This window comes from Oceanobacillus sp. FSL K6-0127, assembly GCF_037983385.1.
GTDB classification, from domain to species: Bacteria; Bacillota; Bacilli; order Bacillales; family Amphibacillaceae; genus Oceanobacillus; species Oceanobacillus profundus.
In genome coordinates this window covers 300,805-320,430 of record NZ_CP150287.1, presented here as the reverse complement: position 1 = coordinate 320,430, position 19,626 = coordinate 300,805, and the positions used below count along the sequence as shown (strand labels likewise).

The window sequence follows — 19,626 nt, the reverse complement described above, 5'->3', positions numbered from 1 at the left end:
TAAACATAGATTGAATTATCAAACATTGATAGGAGTGGTCATGATTTCTCAGTTTCGGGTATCTTGTGCGGTTTATCGTGGTGGAACAAGTCGAGGGATATTTTTTAACAAGGAGGATTTACCAGAGGAGAGAAAGCTTCAATATAAAATATTTATGTCTGGAATTGATGCCTATAATCCTTCGCAGATTAATGGGCTAGGAAGTGGGACATCGCATTCAAGCAAAGTATGTGTTATTTCCAAGTCAAATCATAATGAGATTGATGTAGATTATACTTTTTACCAGATTGGGATTGGTGAAGAGCTTGTAGATGACAAAGGGACATGTGGGAACCTGATGGCTGCTGTCGGTGCCTATGCTGTTGATGAAGGTTTAGTTGATGTGGAGCCTCATGCTAATCAGATAGATGTGAAGGTATTTAACACAAATATTAAGCGCGTACTCACCATAAATGTTCCTGTAATAAATGGAAAGGCAAAGGTAGCTGGAGATTACATGGTTCCTGGATTAAGCCAGCCAGGAGCAAAATTCGTAATAAGCATCCTTGACCCTGGTGGAGGAAAGACAGGAAGAACATTGCCACTTGGATCAGTATACGCATTAAAAACAGAGGAGAAAAGCTACGATGTAACCTTTGCTGATGCAGTCAATCCATTTGTATTTGTACAAGCGAAGGATCTAGGAATAACCGGAGTAGAGCCGAATCGTGAATTGGCGAGTAACAAAGCGTTGTTAGATGAAATAGAGACCATTCGCTCCAAAATGGCAGTAGTATCTGGAATGGCAGCGACTATTGCTATTGCAAAACAAGCCCCATCTGTACCGAAAATAGCTATCGTAACAGAGCCACAGGATTATGTGACACAGGAGGGGGAGCTTATCAAGGCAGATGATGTTGACCTAGTTGCAAAAATGCTTTCCATGGGTGCTTTTCATCGTACGTTTGCAGGAAGTGGACTTTATTGTATCGCTGCTGCAGCTATGTTGCCAGGAACCATTGTCAATCGTTTTACGAGGGAGCCAGACAATAATCATGAACGAATTATTCGTATTGGACACCCCGAGGGAGTCGCCAACGTAAAAGTTGCCAGGTATAAAGATAAACTGGATATCGCTTATGTTGGACTAGAACGAACCGCGAGGAGAATTATTAAAGGGGATTTGTACATTCCTGAATAATGAAGAAAGAAGTGGAGGTAACAGCATGCTGGAGCTGAAAGACAATGATATTTACAAGGCAAAATCGTCCTTTACTGCTAATGGAAAGAACTATCATTATTATCGTTTGCAAGCGCTGGAAGAGGCTGGTATTGGCAATATTTCCAAACTGCCTTATGCAATTAAAATTTTACTGGAGTCTGTTTTACGGAAATATGATGGGAAGGTTATTCAACAAGAACATATTGAAAATCTAGCCAATTGGGGAGAAAGGGACAGTCAGAGAAATGCCGTTGTCCCTTTTATGCCATCGAGAATCGTATTGCAGGATTTTACCGGCGTTCCGGTCATTGTTGATCTCGCTTCGTTGAGAAAAGCGGTGAAAGAGATAGGAGGAGATCCGGAAAAGATAAATCCTGAAATACCAGTCGACCTTGTCATTGACCATGCGGAGCAGGTGGATAGATTTGGTACAAGGGGGTCACTGCAATACAATGTGAACCGTGGGTTTGAATTAAATTTGGAGCGTTATAAATTTTTTAAGTGGGCCACACACGCGATAAACAACTTTCGTGCTATCCCACCATCAACAGCAATTATTCATCAGGCAAATCTGGAGCACCTTGCATCGGTTGTCCATTCTTTAGAAGAAGGGGATGGGCATCTTGCATATCCAGACACGTGTTTAGGTACAGATTCCCATACACCGATGATTAACGGGATTGGTGTTGTTGGCTGGGGTGTTGGCGGAATTGAAGCAGAAGCAGCGATGTTAGGTCAGCCATCCTTTTTCCCATTGCCAGAAGTAATCGGTATTCGTTTAAAAGGTAAGTTATCACCTGGGACGACGGGAACGGATTTAGCGCTTTATATTACAAATCTGCTTCGTCAGAAAAACGTAGTTGGCAAATTTGTTGAATTTTTTGGGGAAGGGCTTAACAGTTTGTCCGTAGCGGATAGGGCAACGGTTGCCAATATGTCACCGGAAAATGGGGCGACCATTACCTATTTTCCAGTAGATAATAAAACGCTTGATTATTTGCGATTGTCTGGCAGAACCGAGGAACAAGTGGAACTTGTAGAGGCATACTGTAAAGCGAATGGGCTTTTTTATACGAATGATGCCAATTCCCCTAGTTATACAGAGGTTATTGAGCTTGGCCTGTCAAGCATAGAGACATATGTAGCTGGTCCAAAACGTCCTCAAGATTTAAACCGATTATCCGAAGTAAAAGATTCATTTAGAAAGGCGCTCGTCCATGAGGTTGGTAATCACGGGTATGGGCTAAATGAAACAGAGATTCATAGAGAGGCAAAGATCAATCATAAAGAAGGGCAAACATCTATCTTAAAAACAGGAGCAATTGTCCTTGCAGCGATTACAAGCTGTACGAACACATCGAATCCGCATGTGATGATGGCAGCTGGATTACTTGCAAAAAAGGCAGTTGAAAAAGGGCTTATCGTTCCACCTTACGTCAAAACAAGTCTGGCACCGGGATCACAGGTTGTTCCTGATTATTTACGTAAAGCAGGTTTATTAGATTCCCTAGAGAAACTAGGTTTTTATCTTGTCGGTTTTGGTTGCACAACTTGTGTAGGTAATTCTGGTCCACTACCGGAAGAAGTTGAAAAAGTAATAGAAGACAAGGATTTGATTGTAGCTGGGGTTCTATCGGGAAATCGGAACTTCGAGGGACGTATTCATCCACTTATAAAAGCGAATTTTCTTGCATCGCCGCCGCTCGTTGTTGCCTATGCATTAGCGGGTACAATGGATATAAATTTAACTACGGATTCACTTGGCAAAGACAAGTTGGGCAATGATGTTTTTTTGAAAGATATCTGGCCAACCGATTTCGAAATCGAGCAAAAGATTAGGGAGACGATTACACCTGATTTATTTGAGAACCACCATAAGAACATATTTACTGGAAGTGATGCGTGGAATAAGCTGGAAACAAGCGAAGGGCTGCTCTATAACTGGGACGAAGACTCCACATACTTAAGAAATCCACCATTCTTTGAAAATATATCAAGAGAACCAAACGGGATTCGTCCACTTCAAGGTCTTCGCGTTTTACTTAAGCTTGGTGATTCCATTACCACCGATCACATTTCTCCTGCGGGAGGTCGGATTCCGATACAAAGTATAGCTGGAAAATACTTATTGGGCAAAAATGTTGATCGCCATCACTTTAGCTCATATGGAGCAAGGAGAGGTAATCATGAAGTAATGATTCGTGGCGGCTTTTCCAACATTCGACTTAGAAACCAGCTAGCCCCAGGGAAGGAAGGCGGCTATACGACATACTTTCCTACTGGTGATGTAATGCCAGCGTATGATGCTGCCATGAACTATAAGCAAGATGGAATTGGCTTATTCGTTATTGCGGGAATTGAATACGGAATGGGAAGCTCACGTGATTGGGCTGCAAAGGCAACCCAGCTTCTTGGTATAAAAGCAGTATTAGTGGAGGGCTTTGAACGCATTCATCGAAGCAATCTTGCGTTAATGGGGGTGCTGCCGCTTCAATTTAAACCAAATGAAAATGCCGAAACACTAGGATTAACAGGCAATGAGCTATACGATATTGATATAAGGGACGATGTAAAGCCAGGTCAGCATATTTATGTCACGGCAACAGGTATGGATGGGTATAAAAAGGAATTTCAAGTTATTGTTCGTTTGGATAGTGACATGGAAATGAAGTATTATCAGCATGGCGGCGTACTTCCAATGGTGTTGCGTGATAAAGTGAATCTTTAATCCGTTGTTATTTTTCATTCCCCGCTTATAAGGAATATAGAATAAGCCTTCGGGCGTCTTAAATCTGTGGTTCGCCTATCAAAATGCACTAATCCCCCAGGGGAACAGTGCATTTTTTATTTGTTTATCGACTTTTGAATAGTCAGAAATCTGCTTGATTTTCTTTACTGTGTCTGCGTAAAATGGGAATACAGTAACGATTAATTTTGGCTATATAGTAGAAGGGAGTTGAGCGGAAAATAAGAGTCTCATTACAAACAAAACTACTTACCCTTATTATTTCGCTGCTATTATTTATTTTCATTTCATTAACAGGAATCTATTCCTATTTTGAAGCGGAGCAAACAGAGGAACATATGGGACAGCTTGCCTTACAAGTTGCAACAACCGTCTCTTTTATGCCAATGGTAGTAGAAGCATTTGATGATGAGAATCCCTCACAAGTTATTCAGCCAATTGTAGAACAAATACGGAAAGAAATGGGGGCGGAGTTTATCATTGTAGGAAACAAGGAGAGTATCCGCTTTTCACACCCCCAGGAATGGAAAATTGGTCAAAAAATGGTGGGCGGAGACAATGACCAGGCATTAATTGACGGAGAGTATTACATTTCTGAAGCAGTAGGATCTTTAGGTCCATCTCTTCGTGGGAAAGCACCGATTTTTGATAATGATGGCAATATTATCGGGATTGTTTCTGTCGGTTTTATGCTGGAAGATATTAGAGAAGCAACAATTGAAAATTTAATTAAATACAGTCAAGCTGCATTATTCGTTTTACTACTGGGAATCGTTGGTGGTGTATTCCTTGCCAGAAACATTCGGAAGGATACCTTAGGGTTAGAACCGCATGAAATTGGTTCTCTATATCGAGAACGAAATGCGATTCTCGATTCGATTAAAGAAGGCGTAATCGCGATTGATGAAGATGGAAGAATCACAATGATGAATACCACTGCACAAAAAATTCTTGGAATTACCGATGAATCCAAGCATCAACCAATAGAAACAGTTATACCAAATTCACAAATGTACAAGGTATTAGAATCCGGAATCATTGAAAATGATCAAGAGCTCTTATTAAAGGATAGAATCATCATCGTTAATCGAACGCCAATAATGGAAAAGGGAAAAATCGTTGGTGTTGTTTCAAGTTTTCGTGATAAAACAGAGATGACAGAAATGGTTAACACACTATCAGAGGTTAGAAAGTACTCAGAGGATTTGCGTGCACAAACACATGAGTATACGAATAAGCTTTATGCGATTTCTGGATTGCTGCAGCTAAAGGAATACGACGAAGCGATTAAATTAATTCATGCGGAATCAGCCATCAATCGTAATCAAAATCGAATATTGTTCGAACAGATTCATGACCATAAAGTCCAAGCTATTTTACTTGGGAAATTAGGAAAAGCATCTGAAATGAGAATCACATTTTCGATTGATCGTAGCAGTTATTTGAGAGCGCTGCCAAAGCGTATTGATATTTCAAAACTAATCACCATATTAGGTAATGTTCTTGACAATGCTTTTGAAGCAGTGTCTGAAAGTGAGCGTAAGGAAGTCACTTTCTTTGCAACAGATATTGGAAATGATATTGTATTTGAAGTTGCTGATACGGGAATTGGGATGAATGATGAGGTTCGAAAGGATATTTTTAAAAGAGGAGTCTCGACAAAAGGTGAACAAAATAGAGGATTTGGTTTGGCCATTGTTAAACAGATTGTTGATGAATTAAATGGGACAATCGAATTGCAAATTCAGAATAGTGGTGGGGTTGCCTTTACTATCTTTATTCCAAAGGAAGTAAAAAATGTTGTTTAAGGATTGTTCAAAAAGTCCGGTGAAAATGACACATCGAATTTCTTCGTTGGCTTGCTTTTCCGCTACTCACGTATTAATTGCATACGTTCCGTTGCTCAAAGCTACGCCGCCTCGAACTTCTTGGTCCTTTTCATCCTCCTTTTGAACACTTAATTTAAGGGGGCATAAAGATGATTCGAGTTGCCATTGCGGAGGATGATTTTAGGGTCGCATCCATTCATGAGAAATTTCTTTTAAGAATAGAAGAAATAGAAATTGTTGGTAAAGCGTTAAATGGGAAAGAGACACTCCAATTATTAAAGGACAAGCCTGTTGATTTATTGTTACTTGATATTTACATGCAGGATCAACTTGGCACCGATCTTTTGCAGGAACTAAGAAAAGAATTCCCTCGTGTTGATGTGATTATGATTACTGCGGCAACAGATAAGGAGCTTGTCGAAATATCGATAAGAAATGGAGTTATTGATTATATTATTAAACCCGTATCATTAGAACGATTTACAGCAACAATAGAGGAATATAAAAAACGACGACAGATATTAGATAATAAAACAGACATTAGTCAGAAGGAAGTTGACCAGCTAATTGGTTTTACCAAGTCAGCTACGAAACAACGTGAAGTTATACCTAAAGGAATTGACCCACTAACATTAAAACGGGTAAAAAAAATCATGCAATCAATCGAAGGTGGAATATCTGCTGAAGAAATGGGAGAGAGAATGGGAGCATCACGAACGACTGCGAGAAGGTATTTGGAATATATTATTTCTACTGGGGAAGGAACGGCAGAGCATGAGTATGGAATTGTTGGGAGACCAGAAAGAAAATATAATATCTTGCAGGTAAAGAAGGTATAAAATTTTAGCAAGACGTGAATCCGTCGCAATTAAAATCTAAAGTCAAAGTTCGAAGGATAAGAAAAGCTAACACATTCGCTAGAGATAAGTGAATACAAATTTTTAAAATAATCGCCTCTTGGAAAAGGGGCTTTTTATTTTACTAAGACGGGATAAAATTAGGATTGCAGTAACTTTATTTCACTTGGAGCATTTACCTACAGCTGAATTTTAAGTTCGTATTCTAAAGGGTGGATGAAAAGGAAGAGGTCAGTAAAATTAACAACACCTTTGGGACTGTGCTTACTCGTCTCATCGAAAAGTCTTTTATAAATCACCGTGAACTTTATGAACAGAATAAATTTAATATATTTTAATTTTATTATTTTGAAAACGATTACATTATTATTGTGAGCGCGTTATAATTTCATTCAGAAAAGAATTAATATTCTTTCATAAACGAAAACTAGGGGGGAAACGTATTGAAGAAGTTTTTATCAGTTATGTCTGTATTTATTTTATTATTTGTCGCGGCATGCTCAAATGATTCTACTGCATCGGGGGATGACACGTGGGAACCTGAGAAGACGATTGAGATCGTTGCACCAGCAGGTCCAGGCGGTGGTTGGGATACAACAGCACGTATGGCTGCTAAAATCTTTGAAGAGGAAGAAATTATCGATCAAGGCTTAGGTGTCGTGAACAAACCAGGTGGCGGCGGGGCAGTTGCTTGGGCATACATTCACGGTAAAGATAGCCCGTATAATTTATTCGTAAACTCACCACCATTGCTATTAGTCCCGCTTAATGGACAATCTGAGTATACATTTAATGATTTTACACCTATTTCTAACCTTATTGCTGATTATGCAGCGATTGCTGTGAGTGCAGATGCGGAATGGGATAATTTAAATGAGTTGTTTGAAGACATGAAAAAGGACCCGGAAAGCATTTCCGTTGTTGGAGCGTCATCACCAGGGAGCATGGACCACATTCAATTCGTTCATGTAGCCAAAGCTGCTGGGGTTGATATTACAAAGATTAAATATGTTTCAGATCAAGATGGAGGAGCGCTGACACAGCTTCTTAATGGCAGTGTAGAAGTATTTTCTACAGGTGTAGCGGAAACGGTTGAACAAGTAAGAGCTGGAAACATAAAGGTTCTGGGTATCACATCGGAAGAGAGATTAACTGGTGAAGTATTAGAAGACTTCCCAACAGCAATAGAGCAAGGAATCGATGCTTCATTCATTAACTGGAGGGGCTTTTTTGGACCAGCAGATATGGACCAGGCAGCACTGGATTATTACGAGCAGAAGTTTAAGGAGTTAAATGATTCGGAAGGCTGGGCAGGAGTTCGCGAACAATATGGTTGGTCTGAAATGTATATGGATCATGAAGAGTACGTGGATTTCTTGACAGAACAAGAGAAAGAAATGAAGGCATTATTAGATGAATTAGGATTAGGTAATTAAAATACTGTTCAAAAGGAGGATGAAAAGGACCGAGAAGTTCGAGGCGGTGTAGCTCCCCGTACCGGAAAGTATGCAACTAATACGTGAGGAACGGAAAAGCAAGCCAACGAGCTTCTACAGGATGTGGTGATTTCGACGTTCGACACAGGACGTGTCGGTACTTAGTCGAAGATCTTCTGCTTTCGATGTGTCATTTTCACCGGACTTTTTGAACATCCTCTTAAACAATTAAATATGGACAAAGAGCCGGCAGAATAACGATTCACTGGCTCTTTCCCAAAGGTGGTGCAGATATGTTAAATACACTAAATAAAAAATTAGCTCTTTTATTAGCAATCCTTGCTGCTTGCTATTTACTATTCAGTTTTCGTTTGCCGGATTATCCGTACGTTCCAGTAGATTCTGATGCCGTGCCAATTACACTTGGATTCATTCTTTTGCTCTTATCAATCTTTCTATATTTCAGTAAGGATGAGAGTAAAAAAGAGGAAAGAAGACTGCCAAAGGGCGAAACGCAGGTGATTTTATCTGTATTAGGTTTCGTAATTCTGTATGTTTTCTTTTTTGAAATAATAGGTTTTGTATTAACAACCGCATTATTTATATTTTTTAATTCATTATTCCTTGGATTTAAAAAATGGCTTCCCAATGTCATTGTATCTTTAGCTTTACCGCTTAGTATTTATTTTTTATTCGATTCGTTTTTGCAAATCTCATTACCTAGTGGAATATTACCATTTTAGAGGGGAGGGAATAATGTGGATATTTTTGACGGAATAATAACTGGATTTCAGGTAGCATTAAGTTTCCAAGGGCTATTAATTGTATTTATTGGTGCGGTAACTGGGACGTTAATTGGAATGATTCCGGGATTAGGACCCATCACTGCTATTGCTGTTATGATCCCAATCACGTATGGAATGGATCCTGCTATGGCGCTATTGTTAATGGCTGGGGTTTATTACGGAGCAGCATATGGTGGAGCGGCTTCCTCCATTCTGCTGAACGCACCAGGTGAATCGATGTCTGTTCCGACTACCTTCGATGGATACCCAATGGCAAAACAAGGGAAAGCTGGTAAAGCTCTAGCGATTTCAGCCATAGCTTCGTTTGTGGGAGGTACCATAAGTGTCATTCTTCTAACACTTTTTGCACCCGTGCTTGCAAGTGTGGCGGTATCTTTTGGTCCTGCTGAATATTTTGCCTTGATGTTGTTCGGGTTGCTCGCAGTGTCGAGTTTCGCTGATGGGTCCACGGTAAAAGCTTTAATATCAGCTACAATTGGATTTATGATTGCAACCGTTGGTATTGATGGACAAACAGGGACGACGAGATATACCTTTGGTAATGCCAATTTACTTGAAGGTGTTGACTTTCTTGTTATCGCCCTTGGTTTATTTGCTTTGGCCGAGGTTAGTTCATTAATTTTTGAGCGAAAAGAAAAGAGCGTCTTCGGGAAAAAATTAGGAAGCTTGCAGTTGTCAAAAAATGAAGTCAAAGAAATGGCAGGCCCAACGGGGAGACAATCCCTAATTGGTTTTTTAATCGGTATTCTTCCTGGCGCAGGTGGTACCATCGCTTCTTTCTTAGCATATATTTCGGAGAAGAAGTTATCCAAAAAACCCGAGGAGTTCGGTAAAGGATCGATTGCTGGACTTGCTGCACCAGAAGCAGCAAATAACAGTGCTTCCAGTGGTTCTTTTGTTCCATTATTAAGTTTAGGTATCCCGGGATCCGGAACAACTGCGGTGATGTTAGGTGCTTTGATTGTATTAGGTGTCCAGCCCGGACCATTACTGATGACTGAGCACCCGGATATATTCTGGGGAGTGATTGCAAGTATGTATATAGGAAATGTTATTTTGCTCGTTCTGAACCTACCATTAATACCATATATATCAAAAATACTTAAAGTACCTCGTCCATTACTTATATCACTCGTCATCGTCTTCTGTATCATCGGTGTTTTCGGAGTAAGTTATAACACGTTCGATTTATATTTGTTGGTATTATTTGGTATTGTTGGTTTCTTTATGGCACGGTTCAAATTTCCTGCTGCTCCCATGCTGCTAGCTTTTATATTAGGTGGGATGATGGAACAATCGTTGCGTCAGTCCTTAACCATATCGAACGGCAGCCTGTTTATTTTTGTGGAAAAACCAATCGCTTTGACATTAATTGTCATCGCATTTCTGTCATTCATTGTTCCTATCTTAAGGAATAGAAACAGGAAAAAAATTGATGAAGATTCAGTAGACCAAAAATATAATTCGATGTGACACGGCAAATTGTGAATGATGAAAGTAGGAGAGCAATGCTAATTGATTTACGGAGTGATACGCTGACAAAACCTATCGATTCAATGAGGCAAGCCATGTTTGATGCGGTAGTTGGAGATGACGGAAGAACTAGTCGGGATGGAAAAGGTGAGGATCCTACCGTCAATCGGCTTGAAGATCTGGCTGCAAAAGTAACGGGAAAAGAAGATGCGATGTTTTGTAACAGCGGTACAATCGGAAATATAATTGCTTTAATGACGCATTGTACGAGAGGGGACCTTGTAGCTGTAGGAGCAAACAGCCATTTATACAAAAGCGAAAAATCTCCCTTCATGGAATCTTACTTTGGTCTCGATCCGGTTCTGTATGAGGCAGATAATCGAGGCGTTCCAAGGGTGGATAGCCTAGCATCTCTTTTTAGAAAAAGAAATACGAACCTATTATGCCTGGAGAATTCCAATAACTTTTTCGGCGGTGCATGTATGTCGGCTAAAGAGACGAAAGCAATTTGTGAACTTGCAAACGAATATAGCGTTTCAGTCCATTTAGATGGGGCGAGAATATTCAATGTCGCAGCATATTATGATCTGCCAGTAAGCGATCTAGTGGCTCCAGTTGATTCCGTTATGTTCTCCGTATCAAAAGGTTTAGGTGCACCAATTGGATCACTGCTTTGTGGAAGTAAAGCATTTATAAAGCAGGCAAGATCAACGAGAAAACTACTAGGCGGTGGCATGCGGCAAGTGGGTATTATTGCTGCTGCGGGTATTATTGGTATAGAAATTCAATCACAGAGGTTAAAAGAAGATCATGAACACGCTTATTTACTTGCTAGCAAGATTGTCGGAAACACAAAGATAAAGGTAAATCTCGAAAATGTGCAAACGAATATTGTCATCATAGATGTTTCGAACAGTGGTTATTCAGCTGCGAAATTTGAAATGGAACTTGCAGAGCGTGGGTTATATGTGAAAGCCGTGTCAAATAACCATATAAGAATGACAACATACCATGGCATAAGTACGGAGAATGTAGAAAAAGCAGCGGTTATTTTCAATCAGTACTGCCATAATTTAAAGGAAGTTGATTCTGACATAGAATAGAGTAAGTAAGGGCTGGTTCTTATAACCAGCCTTTAGCTAGAAGAGACGGAAAAAGTCAAGTTGAAATATTTGATTGAATGGTATAATTATTTTATATCAAAATTGTCTCTGCGAATGAGGGAAAGTTATGGAATTACTTAAGCGGATCAGTCTGTATATGGTTGGTATCGTTGTGTTCGTTGCGTTTGTGAATGGGTTTATTGTTGAATCGAAAGAACTTTATCAATTGATTCAGCAGCAAAGCGATGAACAGCTGGAAGAAACTGTACAAGGTAAAGCTGTACATAACGGTCTGTTTGGAAAACTAACCTATTATGCCGTGTTAACCGATGGGGCTGAGGAAAATGTGATCTATAATAGTGAGGCTAGGGACTATGCAGAGATCCCAAAGAGTGAATTTGATGCACTTGAAATTGGTGATACGCTAAAGGGCACCTTAACCGGTGCAGCGTTTAGCAAGGAGGATATACGTTCCCAAATTTATGAACATCTTCTACTGATGGCTATCGCTCTTATCTATCCAACCTTTTTTATTATCTATCAGTTGATTCATATTCCATCAGTGAATAGATGGACAAACAGCCATGATAAATGGTTAAGTCGGTTATTTTCCGGGATATTTATCGCGAGTCTTTGTATTGGGCTTTTATTTTCCTATGTTTCGATGGCAAAGGACATCGTCAGTACTGTTCAGGCTCATCATGGTAACCAGCAGGAGACAACTGCATTGATTACGGATAGATACGAAGATCACAGCTACAGCTATAAAGGTTATTGGCGCAGTTATTATTATCTTGCACTTGCCTTTGAAGATCAGGAGGGCAGTATGATCCATCTGACAAAAGCTGTGTCTCCAAGCATTTTTAACAATAACGATTTTTCGGTTAAAATCAATTATCCAGAAGAGAACCCATATCGGGTTTATATGGATGGCATTAAGGTGAGTGATAGCTTTTTCTATTTCAATGCGTTGATCTTATACATACTTACAATTGTACTCACGCTGCTATTAATTTACGCCGCTTTCTTGATGAGAAGAAAGAAGAAGACGGGAAGCTATTGGCCAGTGAGGAAGAAATCTCCTCCATTGGACTCCTTTCCTCCATAATTTATATTGGCCTTCACTTCAACGAACCATCCCTATTTCTCATCTATATATCGTGGTATAATGGGAAATCTAGGGATTGCTTTGATGTACCTTAACGAAATGGAAGAGCTAAAGAACGATAGATAAGGATCTGTCTATCTCTCTTAGGAGGATTTGATTTGATAACGATTAAAGATATTGCAGAGATGGCGAATGTTTCCCGGTCCACGGTTTCCAGAGTGCTGAATGACTCTGGTTATGTCAGTGAGGATGCAAGGAAGCGCGTAGAGAGTGTGGTTAAAGAGACTGGCTATGCACCGAGTGAATATGCGAAGTCGCTAAGAACGAAGAAAACGAAGGTCATTGGGGTGATTTTGCCAACGATTCAAACGGAAACGCCGAGTAGAATCGTGACTGGTTTAGGGCGAGAGCTTTCAAAGCACGGCTATCAAATTCTTTTGGCAAATACCGACCATGATAAAGAAAAGGAACTGGAGTATTTGGATTTGTTGAAAGTGAGACAAGTAGATGGGATAGTCTTGATTGCTACAAATGCCGATGCGAAGCTGATGAAAAAGATAAAAGAAATCAATATTCCGATAGTCGTGATTGGACAGGAAGCAGAGGATGTCATACATGTTACCTATGATGATTATCGTGCAGTACGAGAGTTGACAAGGCTTTTCATCCAAAAAGGGCATGAGAAAATTGCCTTTATTGGTGTAGATGAATCGGATCGGGCAGTCGGATATTATCGGAAGAAGGGTTTTTTAGATGAAATGGCAGCGCAGGGGTTGTCTGTCGAAAAAACATGGGTTCAAAAAGCGATTTTTGATATTGCCTCTGGTCATGAAGCGATGGGGGAAATCCTAAAATATGCGAACAAGCCGACTGCAACTATTGCTGTTACAGATCGTTTAGCAATTGGAGCGATGAGCTATTTAAAGGAGCAAGGATTGGAAATTCCAACAGACATGGCAATCGCGGGAATTGGTGCATCGGAAATGTCGCAGTATATGGAACCGCCTTTAACAACAGTTGATTATCAAAATGAAAAAGCCGGTGAGGAAGGGGCTAAGCAAATTTTAGCCAGCATTGAATCCAGACCGTTTCAGGAAAAATTAGTGATGGACTATAGACTAATTATTCGGGGAAGTGTATAATTAATTTGGAAACCGATTTCACGCTGATTAGTGTGGAATCGATTCCATATACTTTTTCTTAATGCGTTTTTATATGGTTTCTATTTTTATGAACAATGTGGAATCGATTCCACAATTTGAAAAAGGAGAGTGAATAGTTTATGTCTGAAAATAAAAGAATAGCAGAAGATCTAATTAAGTCTGTTGGGGGTCCTGAAAATATTGAATCCGTTACCCATTGTGCGACGAGAATGCGATTCATTATTCGAGATGAAGAAAAAGTTGATAAAGAAGGCGTAGAGGAAATTGACAAGGTAAAAGGTGCTTTTTTCAACTCTGGACAATACCAAGTTATTTTTGGAACAGGTACGGTGAATCGGATATATGAGGAAATAGCTAAATTTGATTTGAAAACGTCTACAAAGTCTGAGCAATCGAAAGAGGCTGGTAAGAAAGGCAACAAGCTACAACGAGCTATTCGTACGTTTGGAGATGTGTTTGTTCCAATTATTCCGGTTCTAGTTGCAACAGGACTATTTATGGGGCTTCGTGGACTCATCATGCAGGAAGAAATCCTGGCTCTTTTTGGATTGACCACAGATGATATATCCGCTAACTTCCTATTGTATACGGAAATCTTAACGGATACGGCGTTTATTTTTTTACCAGCTTTAATAGCTTGGTCGACCTTCCGTGTGTTTGGTGGGACACCGATTATTGGTGTTGTACTTGGACTGATGCTTGTTAGCCCTGCATTACCGAATGCGTGGGGTGTTGCGACAGGTGCAGAGCCACTGATGTTCTTTGGATTTATTCCGGTTGTCGGATATCAAGGTGCAGTACTACCTGCATTTATCGCTGGTATCATAGGTGCAAAATTAGAAAAGGCAATACGTAAGCGTGTACCGGAGACGTTTGATTTAATTGTTACACCTTTTCTTACGTTATTACTCATGAGTATTGCTTCCTTATTCATCATCGGACCAATCTTTCATATTGTTGAAACGTATATTCTTGATGCTGCATTGTTTGTATTGGGATTACCGTTTGGTTTAGCTGGAATTCTGCTAGGTTTCTTTAATCAAATTATTGTTATTACTGGTGTGCATCATATTTTTAACATGTTGGAAATTCAGTTACTGGAAAATCTCGGGAATAATCCGTATAACGCTATTATTACTTCGGCTGTTGCAGCACAAGGTGGAGCAGCGCTGGCAGTTGGTTTAAAAACAAAGCATAAGAAACTAAAAGCGTTAGCGATGCCTTCATCTTTATCGGCATTCTTAGGAATAACGGAACCAGCAATTTTCGGCGTCAACTTGCGCTATGGAAAGCCATTCTTAATGGGGCTAATTGGTGGAGCTGCTGGTGGTTTCCTTGCGGCGATTCTGAAGCTTGCAGGGTCTGGTATGGCAATTACTGTAATACCTGGTGCGCTCTTATACTTGGATGGACAGCTTTTGCTTTATATTTTAGTTAATCTTGTAGCAATTGCGGTTGCTTTCGTTTTAACATGGATGTTTGGTTACGCAGATAAAGACACACAAAAGGAACATGCATAATAGGAGATGTTTATGAAACAATCATTTAGTGAATTAAAGCAGCGTGCATACAAAAACATAGATGATAGGAAAAAGACTGTCGCTCGTGACCCTTACCGGCTGCACTTTCATATCATGCCACTAGTTGGGTTATTAAATGATCCGAATGGCTTCGTCTTTTACAAAGGACAGTACCATATGTTTTATCAGTGGAATCCGTTTCAGACAGAGCATGGAGCTAAATTTTGGGGGCATGCTGTATCTGATGATTTGGTCCATTGGGAGGAAGCCCCGATAGCATTAGCACCAGATCAGTGGTACGACAAGAACGGTTGTTATTCCGGGAGTGCGGTCGTTTTTCAGGAAAAATTATATGTTTTTTATACAGGCAATGTGAAAAATGAACATGGGAAAAGAGAATCCTATCAATGTCTAGCGGTTTCGGAAGATGGCATTCATTTTGAAAAAAAAGGGCCAATTATTCATGTGCCCCAGGGCTATACCATGCATTTCCGTGATCCCAAAGTGTTTGAGAAAGACGGTAAGTGGTACATGGTGTTAGGCGCACAAACAGAGGATGAGCAGGGCGAGGCCGTGATCTATACGTCTGCTAATCTGGCAAATTGGAGTTTCCAAGGTGTCTTAGCAGGAAGTGGGCATAATGGTCTTTCGGATTTCGGTTATATGTGGGAATGCCCAGATTTATTTGAACTGGATGGGCAGGATATTTTGGCTGTATGTCCACAAGGACTGTCGCCAAAAGGCTTTGCGTATAATAACATTTTCCAATCAGGCTATTTTGCCGGGAAGGTAGATTATGAGAAAATTTTATTTGACCATGGTAATTTTGTAGAATTGGATAGGGGATTTGATTTTTATGCCCCACAAACGACAGCGGACCCCTCAGGAAGAAGAATTTTAGTTGGATGGATGGGAAATGCAGACGAGGGAGACTCCATCCACCCAACTATAAAACATGAGTGGATTCATGCACTGACATTACCGAGAGAACTTCAATGGAAGGATGGAAAACTGCATCAACATCCCGTAGAAGAACTTCAATTGTTACGTGAAGATGGCGTTCATCATACTGACGTGGTCGTTTGGGAGGAGGCTGTGGACCTTCCTCGTGTAAATGGTCAGGTGTTCGAGTTGGAAATAGCTATCAAGGATTTAGCAGCTGCGGAATTTTCCGTGGAAATAGGTGAGAAGAGCAGCTTCCGTTATGATGCTAAAACACAAATTTGTACGTTTCAACGAGGGGAATTTTCAAAGAATGGTGTAGAAGGTAGGCACTGCGTATTGGAAAGCTTGCAAAATATCCAGATATTTAAAGATACCTCTTCCATTGAGATTTTTATCAATAATGGTGAAGAAGTTTTTACTTCGAGAGTGTTTGATAACCCAGACGTTGACGAAATCCGTTTCATTGCTAAAGCTGGACATGTTAAAATCGACGTAAAGAAATGGAATATCAAGAGAGTTACCGAATATTAAGTTGGAGGTTTGATTATGTTTGGAAAACTATTTAAGAAAAAAGAAGAAGTAACCGATGTTTCTATAAATGCACCGGTTAGCGGTGAAGTTGTAGCATTAGAGGAGGTTCCGGATCCCGTGTTTTCCGAAAAAATGATGGGAGATGGGGTCGCGATTAAACCGACAAATGGGGAGGTTGTTTCTCCCGTAATCGGGGAAATCATTCAAGTGTTTCCAACAAAACATGCGGTTGGAATTCGCGCTGAAAATGGAGCGGAAATTTTAATTCATATTGGTCTTGAAACGGTTAGCCTTGATGGAGAAGGATTCACTTCATATGTTGGAGAAGGCGATCAGGTGAAGCAAGGGGATAAACTGATTCACTTTGATATGGATATTATACGTGAGAAAGCAAAAAGTACTGTAACACCGATTATCATTACGAATACGGATGATATGAGCAATATTGAAGCTAAGACGATAAAAGAAGTAATTGCTGGACAAGATGAAATTCTACAAGTGACGAAATAATATAGAAATGGATGTTGAAAAACATGAAAAAGGTCTATACGATTGGGGAAGCGTTAATTGACTTTATTCCACATGAAATAGGAGTCCCTATTGAAGAGGTTGCAAGTTTTAAGAAGATGCCAGGGGGAGCTCCTGCTAATGTTGCTGCCACCGTTGCCAAGCTAGGTGGTCGCAGTAGTTTCATTGGTCAGGTCGGTGAGGACCATTTTGGATACTATTTAAAGGATATTTTATCTAAAAATGGTGTGGATGTAAGCCATGTGCTTCATACAAATAAAGCCAATACCGCACTCGCATTTGTCGCACTGAAGGAAGAGGGAGAAAGGGAATTCGTCTTTTACCGAAAACCGAGTGCTGATATGCTGTTAAATAGAGCTGATGTGCAGGAAGTTGGGTTTTCTGTAGATGATATTTTGCATTTTTGCTCGGTCGATTTAATTGAAGCTGATGTGAAGTATGCACATGTAGAGGTCATTCGTAACATCAAGGATGTAGGGGGAACGGTTTGTTTCGATCCAAATGTCCGGAAAAATTTGTGGGACGACCTGGATGCTTATCAAAAGACGATCCAGCAGTTTATCCCTTATGCAGATATTCTAAAGGTGAGTGTGGATGAACTAGCGTTTATCACAGGCGAGGAAGAAGAAACGAAAGCGATTCGCTCACTTTTAGCTGGATCTGCTTCATTGGTGATCGTTACTCGAGGTAAGGATGGCGTAAGCTTTTATACGAATACGGATGACGTGTCTGTGGAAGGGTTCAAAGTGAAAGCTGTTGATACGACTGGTGCAGGGGATTCCTTTATTGGTGCTTTTTTATATCATTTCGCTACAATGGAAAAAGATGTTATCGACCTTACCATAGGGGAGTTGGCTGAAATTGGCCGGTTTGCTAACGCAGCTGCAGCTTTAGTTACGACAAAGCAAGGCGCGATTAGTGCGTTACCTGGTATAGAAGAAATTAAAACGTTGATGGAGTAGTGAATGATAGTGTAGCGATTGGTTGTTAATTCATGTCTCAAAAGATAATAGATTCATAATAAAGTCCCTCGTTCATTACAGTAGTAGTGCAGCGAGGGACTTTTAATATATTGGGATAAGTAGTATCTTGGTTTCTGTTAAATGTACTCAAATTCCATCGATCTTTTTGCCTAAATGATTAAAACCTCTGTCCATTCTGGCTTCTAAATCAGTTCTCATGTTAACCATTTTCAATTCTAGTTCAGTTCTCATGCTATTCATTTTAGAATCAATATGTTGGAACTTTGTATCAAAAAGTAGTCCACTCTGGTTGCTACTCCTAAGTGGACTATTTCGAGAAAAGTCATTTTTGGATTTTATAAATAATCTCTGCGCAATTCTTCAGCCGTTTTCGGTGAAATATAGCCTGGGGCCACATCATAAACTGTTTTTGCACCGGTTTGTCCTTCTTTATTTAAGCGGTGTGCAGCACGTGCATAAGCAGTTAGTACACTTGCGGTAAACTCAGGGTTGCTTTCCAATTTCAAGCTGTACTCAATGATTTGCTTATTGCCTTCTCCAGTTTCACCACTGCGAATAACAAATCCGCCATGTGGCATTGCAGAATGCTCGCGTTTCAATTCTTCTTCTGAAATAAAATGAACGGTAGTATCGTAATCTGCAAAGTAATTTGGCATTGTTTTGATTTCATGTTCAATCTTCTGCTTGTCTGCGCCTTCCTCGGCGACAATATAGCATTCGCGTACATGACGGTCGTTTTTGGATACGTCTGGATTTTCCCCATTTCGCACTTGTTCGATTACCTTTTCAGAAGGGATCGTATACTGAACTCCATTTTTGACACCATCGACTCTGCGAACAGCATCGGAGTGGCCTTGGCTTAAGCCTTTGCCCCAGAATGTGTATGTTTCACCTTGTGGCAATAGTGCTTCTGAGAGCACGCGATTAATGGAAAACATGCCTGGGTCCCAGCCTACAGAAATGATACTTGTTTTCCCGCTTTCTTTGGCAGGCTTGTCAACGGATGCAAAGAATTCAGGGATTTTTGCATGGGTGTCAAAGCTATCCACTGTATTAAAAAGTTGAGCAAAATATGGGACCTGCTCTGGTAAGTCTGTTGCAGAGCCACCACAAATTAGCATGACATCGATATCCTCTTTATAATTTGGTGCTTCATCAATATGTAATACTTTCACATTACTGTTTAAGACCTGTACGCTTTCTGGATTTCTTCTAGTAAATACGGCAACGAGCTCCATATCTGGTTGTTGCATAATGGAAGCTTCAGCGCCTCTACCTAGATTTCCATAGCCTACAATGCCAATTTTTATCGTATTCTCCATTTGTCACACTCCAATGATTTCACTGTTTTTCTATTCCCTTTATACTACCCTTTTTGATTATTCTATACAACTTTA

Annotated in this window: 15 protein-coding genes; 14 read left to right on the top strand and 1 reads right to left on the bottom strand. The window is 40.1% G+C overall.

Features of this window, described 5'->3' with window-relative positions; translation table 11 throughout:
* The first annotated feature begins 40 nt into the window (after positions 1–40).
* The 14 genes from MHH64_RS01515 (at position 41) to MHH64_RS01450 (ending at position 18,208) form a co-directional block, all read left to right on the top strand.
* Positions 41–1,180 carry a PrpF domain-containing protein gene (locus MHH64_RS01515; protein WP_339315873.1) on the top strand — a complete coding sequence of 380 codons (1,140 nt, stop codon included), beginning with the start codon at positions 41–43 and terminating at the stop codon, positions 1,178–1,180.
* Between the two features lie 34 nt (positions 1,181–1,214).
* Entirely contained in the window at positions 1,215–3,929 is a 2,715-nt protein-coding gene (gene acnA, locus MHH64_RS01510) for an aconitate hydratase AcnA (protein ID WP_340003248.1), read from the top strand.
* Positions 3,930–4,168: 239 nt separating this feature from the next.
* Positions 4,169–5,755 carry a sensor histidine kinase gene (locus MHH64_RS01505; protein WP_303447156.1) on the top strand — a complete coding sequence of 529 codons (1,587 nt, stop codon included), beginning with the start codon at positions 4,169–4,171 and terminating at the stop codon, positions 5,753–5,755.
* Between the two features lie 170 nt (positions 5,756–5,925).
* The gene (locus tag MHH64_RS01500) at positions 5,926–6,615 is read left to right on the top strand and encodes a response regulator (RefSeq protein ID WP_340002549.1); all 690 of its coding nucleotides are present in this window, start codon (positions 5,926–5,928) and stop codon (positions 6,613–6,615) included.
* Positions 6,616–7,076: 461 nt separating this feature from the next.
* Complete coding sequence (locus MHH64_RS01495; protein ID WP_095310335.1) at positions 7,077–8,069, top strand: tripartite tricarboxylate transporter substrate-binding protein; 993 nt, start codon at positions 7,077–7,079, stop codon at positions 8,067–8,069.
* Between the two features lie 293 nt (positions 8,070–8,362).
* Complete coding sequence (locus MHH64_RS01490; protein WP_118888309.1) at positions 8,363–8,812, top strand: tripartite tricarboxylate transporter TctB family protein; 450 nt, start codon at positions 8,363–8,365, stop codon at positions 8,810–8,812.
* 15 nt (positions 8,813–8,827) lie between these two features.
* Positions 8,828–10,348 (top strand): tripartite tricarboxylate transporter permease, encoded by a 1,521-nt coding sequence (locus MHH64_RS01485; protein ID WP_095310337.1) that lies wholly within the window; start codon positions 8,828–8,830, stop codon positions 10,346–10,348.
* Positions 10,349–10,383: 35 nt separating this feature from the next.
* Positions 10,384–11,451: a GntG family PLP-dependent aldolase gene (locus MHH64_RS01480; protein WP_340002547.1), complete on the top strand. Its 1,068-nt coding sequence runs from the start codon at positions 10,384–10,386 to the stop codon at positions 11,449–11,451.
* A gap of 127 nt (positions 11,452–11,578) precedes the next feature.
* Entirely contained in the window at positions 11,579–12,559 is a 981-nt protein-coding gene (locus tag MHH64_RS01475; RefSeq protein ID WP_340002546.1) for a hypothetical protein, read from the top strand.
* A 158-nt stretch (positions 12,560–12,717) separates the two neighbouring features.
* On the top strand, positions 12,718–13,701 hold the full coding sequence (locus MHH64_RS01470) for a LacI family DNA-binding transcriptional regulator (protein ID WP_118888312.1): 984 nt from the start codon (positions 12,718–12,720) through the stop codon (positions 13,699–13,701).
* A 140-nt stretch (positions 13,702–13,841) separates the two neighbouring features.
* The gene (locus MHH64_RS01465) at positions 13,842–15,242 is read left to right on the top strand and encodes a sucrose-specific PTS transporter subunit IIBC (RefSeq protein WP_340002545.1); all 1,401 of its coding nucleotides are present in this window, start codon (positions 13,842–13,844) and stop codon (positions 15,240–15,242) included.
* 12 nt (positions 15,243–15,254) lie between these two features.
* A complete protein-coding gene (locus tag MHH64_RS01460) occupies positions 15,255–16,718 on the top strand; it encodes a glycoside hydrolase family 32 protein (protein ID WP_340002544.1) in 1,464 nt (487 codons plus the stop codon).
* 15 nt (positions 16,719–16,733) lie between these two features.
* Positions 16,734–17,228 carry a PTS glucose transporter subunit IIA gene (locus MHH64_RS01455; RefSeq protein ID WP_118888315.1) on the top strand — a complete coding sequence of 165 codons (495 nt, stop codon included), beginning with the start codon at positions 16,734–16,736 and terminating at the stop codon, positions 17,226–17,228.
* A 23-nt stretch (positions 17,229–17,251) separates the two neighbouring features.
* Complete coding sequence (locus MHH64_RS01450) at positions 17,252–18,208, top strand: carbohydrate kinase (protein ID WP_340002543.1); 957 nt, start codon at positions 17,252–17,254, stop codon at positions 18,206–18,208.
* A 356-nt stretch (positions 18,209–18,564) separates the two neighbouring features.
* On the opposite strand, the gene MHH64_RS01445 is transcribed toward MHH64_RS01450, so the two are convergent.
* Entirely contained in the window at positions 18,565–19,551 is a 987-nt protein-coding gene (locus tag MHH64_RS01445; RefSeq protein ID WP_118888316.1) for a diaminopimelate dehydrogenase, read from the bottom strand.
* Positions 19,552–19,626: the final 75 nt, after the last annotated feature.

Bases quoted from the DNA above. Each gene is read 5' to 3' on its own strand.
- MHH64_RS01480 (WP_340002547.1), top strand. From the start codon at position 10,384: ATGCTAATTGATTTACGGAGTGATACGCTGACAAAACCTATCGATTCA.
- MHH64_RS01465 (WP_340002545.1), top strand. From the start codon at position 13,842: ATGTCTGAAAATAAAAGAATAGCAGAAGATCTAATTAAGTCTGTTGGG.
- MHH64_RS01455 (WP_118888315.1), top strand. From the start codon at position 16,734: ATGTTTGGAAAACTATTTAAGAAAAAAGAAGAAGTAACCGATGTTTCT.
- MHH64_RS01500 (WP_340002549.1), top strand. From the start codon at position 5,926: ATGATTCGAGTTGCCATTGCGGAGGATGATTTTAGGGTCGCATCCATT.
- MHH64_RS01450 (WP_340002543.1), top strand. From the start codon at position 17,252: ATGAAAAAGGTCTATACGATTGGGGAAGCGTTAATTGACTTTATTCCA.
- MHH64_RS01475 (WP_340002546.1), top strand. From the start codon at position 11,579: ATGGAATTACTTAAGCGGATCAGTCTGTATATGGTTGGTATCGTTGTG.
- MHH64_RS01515 (WP_339315873.1), top strand. From the start codon at position 41: ATGATTTCTCAGTTTCGGGTATCTTGTGCGGTTTATCGTGGTGGAACA.
- MHH64_RS01490 (WP_118888309.1), top strand. From the start codon at position 8,363: ATGTTAAATACACTAAATAAAAAATTAGCTCTTTTATTAGCAATCCTT.
- MHH64_RS01460 (WP_340002544.1), top strand. From the start codon at position 15,255: ATGAAACAATCATTTAGTGAATTAAAGCAGCGTGCATACAAAAACATA.
- MHH64_RS01445 (WP_118888316.1), bottom strand. From the start codon at position 19,551: ATGGAGAATACGATAAAAATTGGCATTGTAGGCTATGGAAATCTAGGT.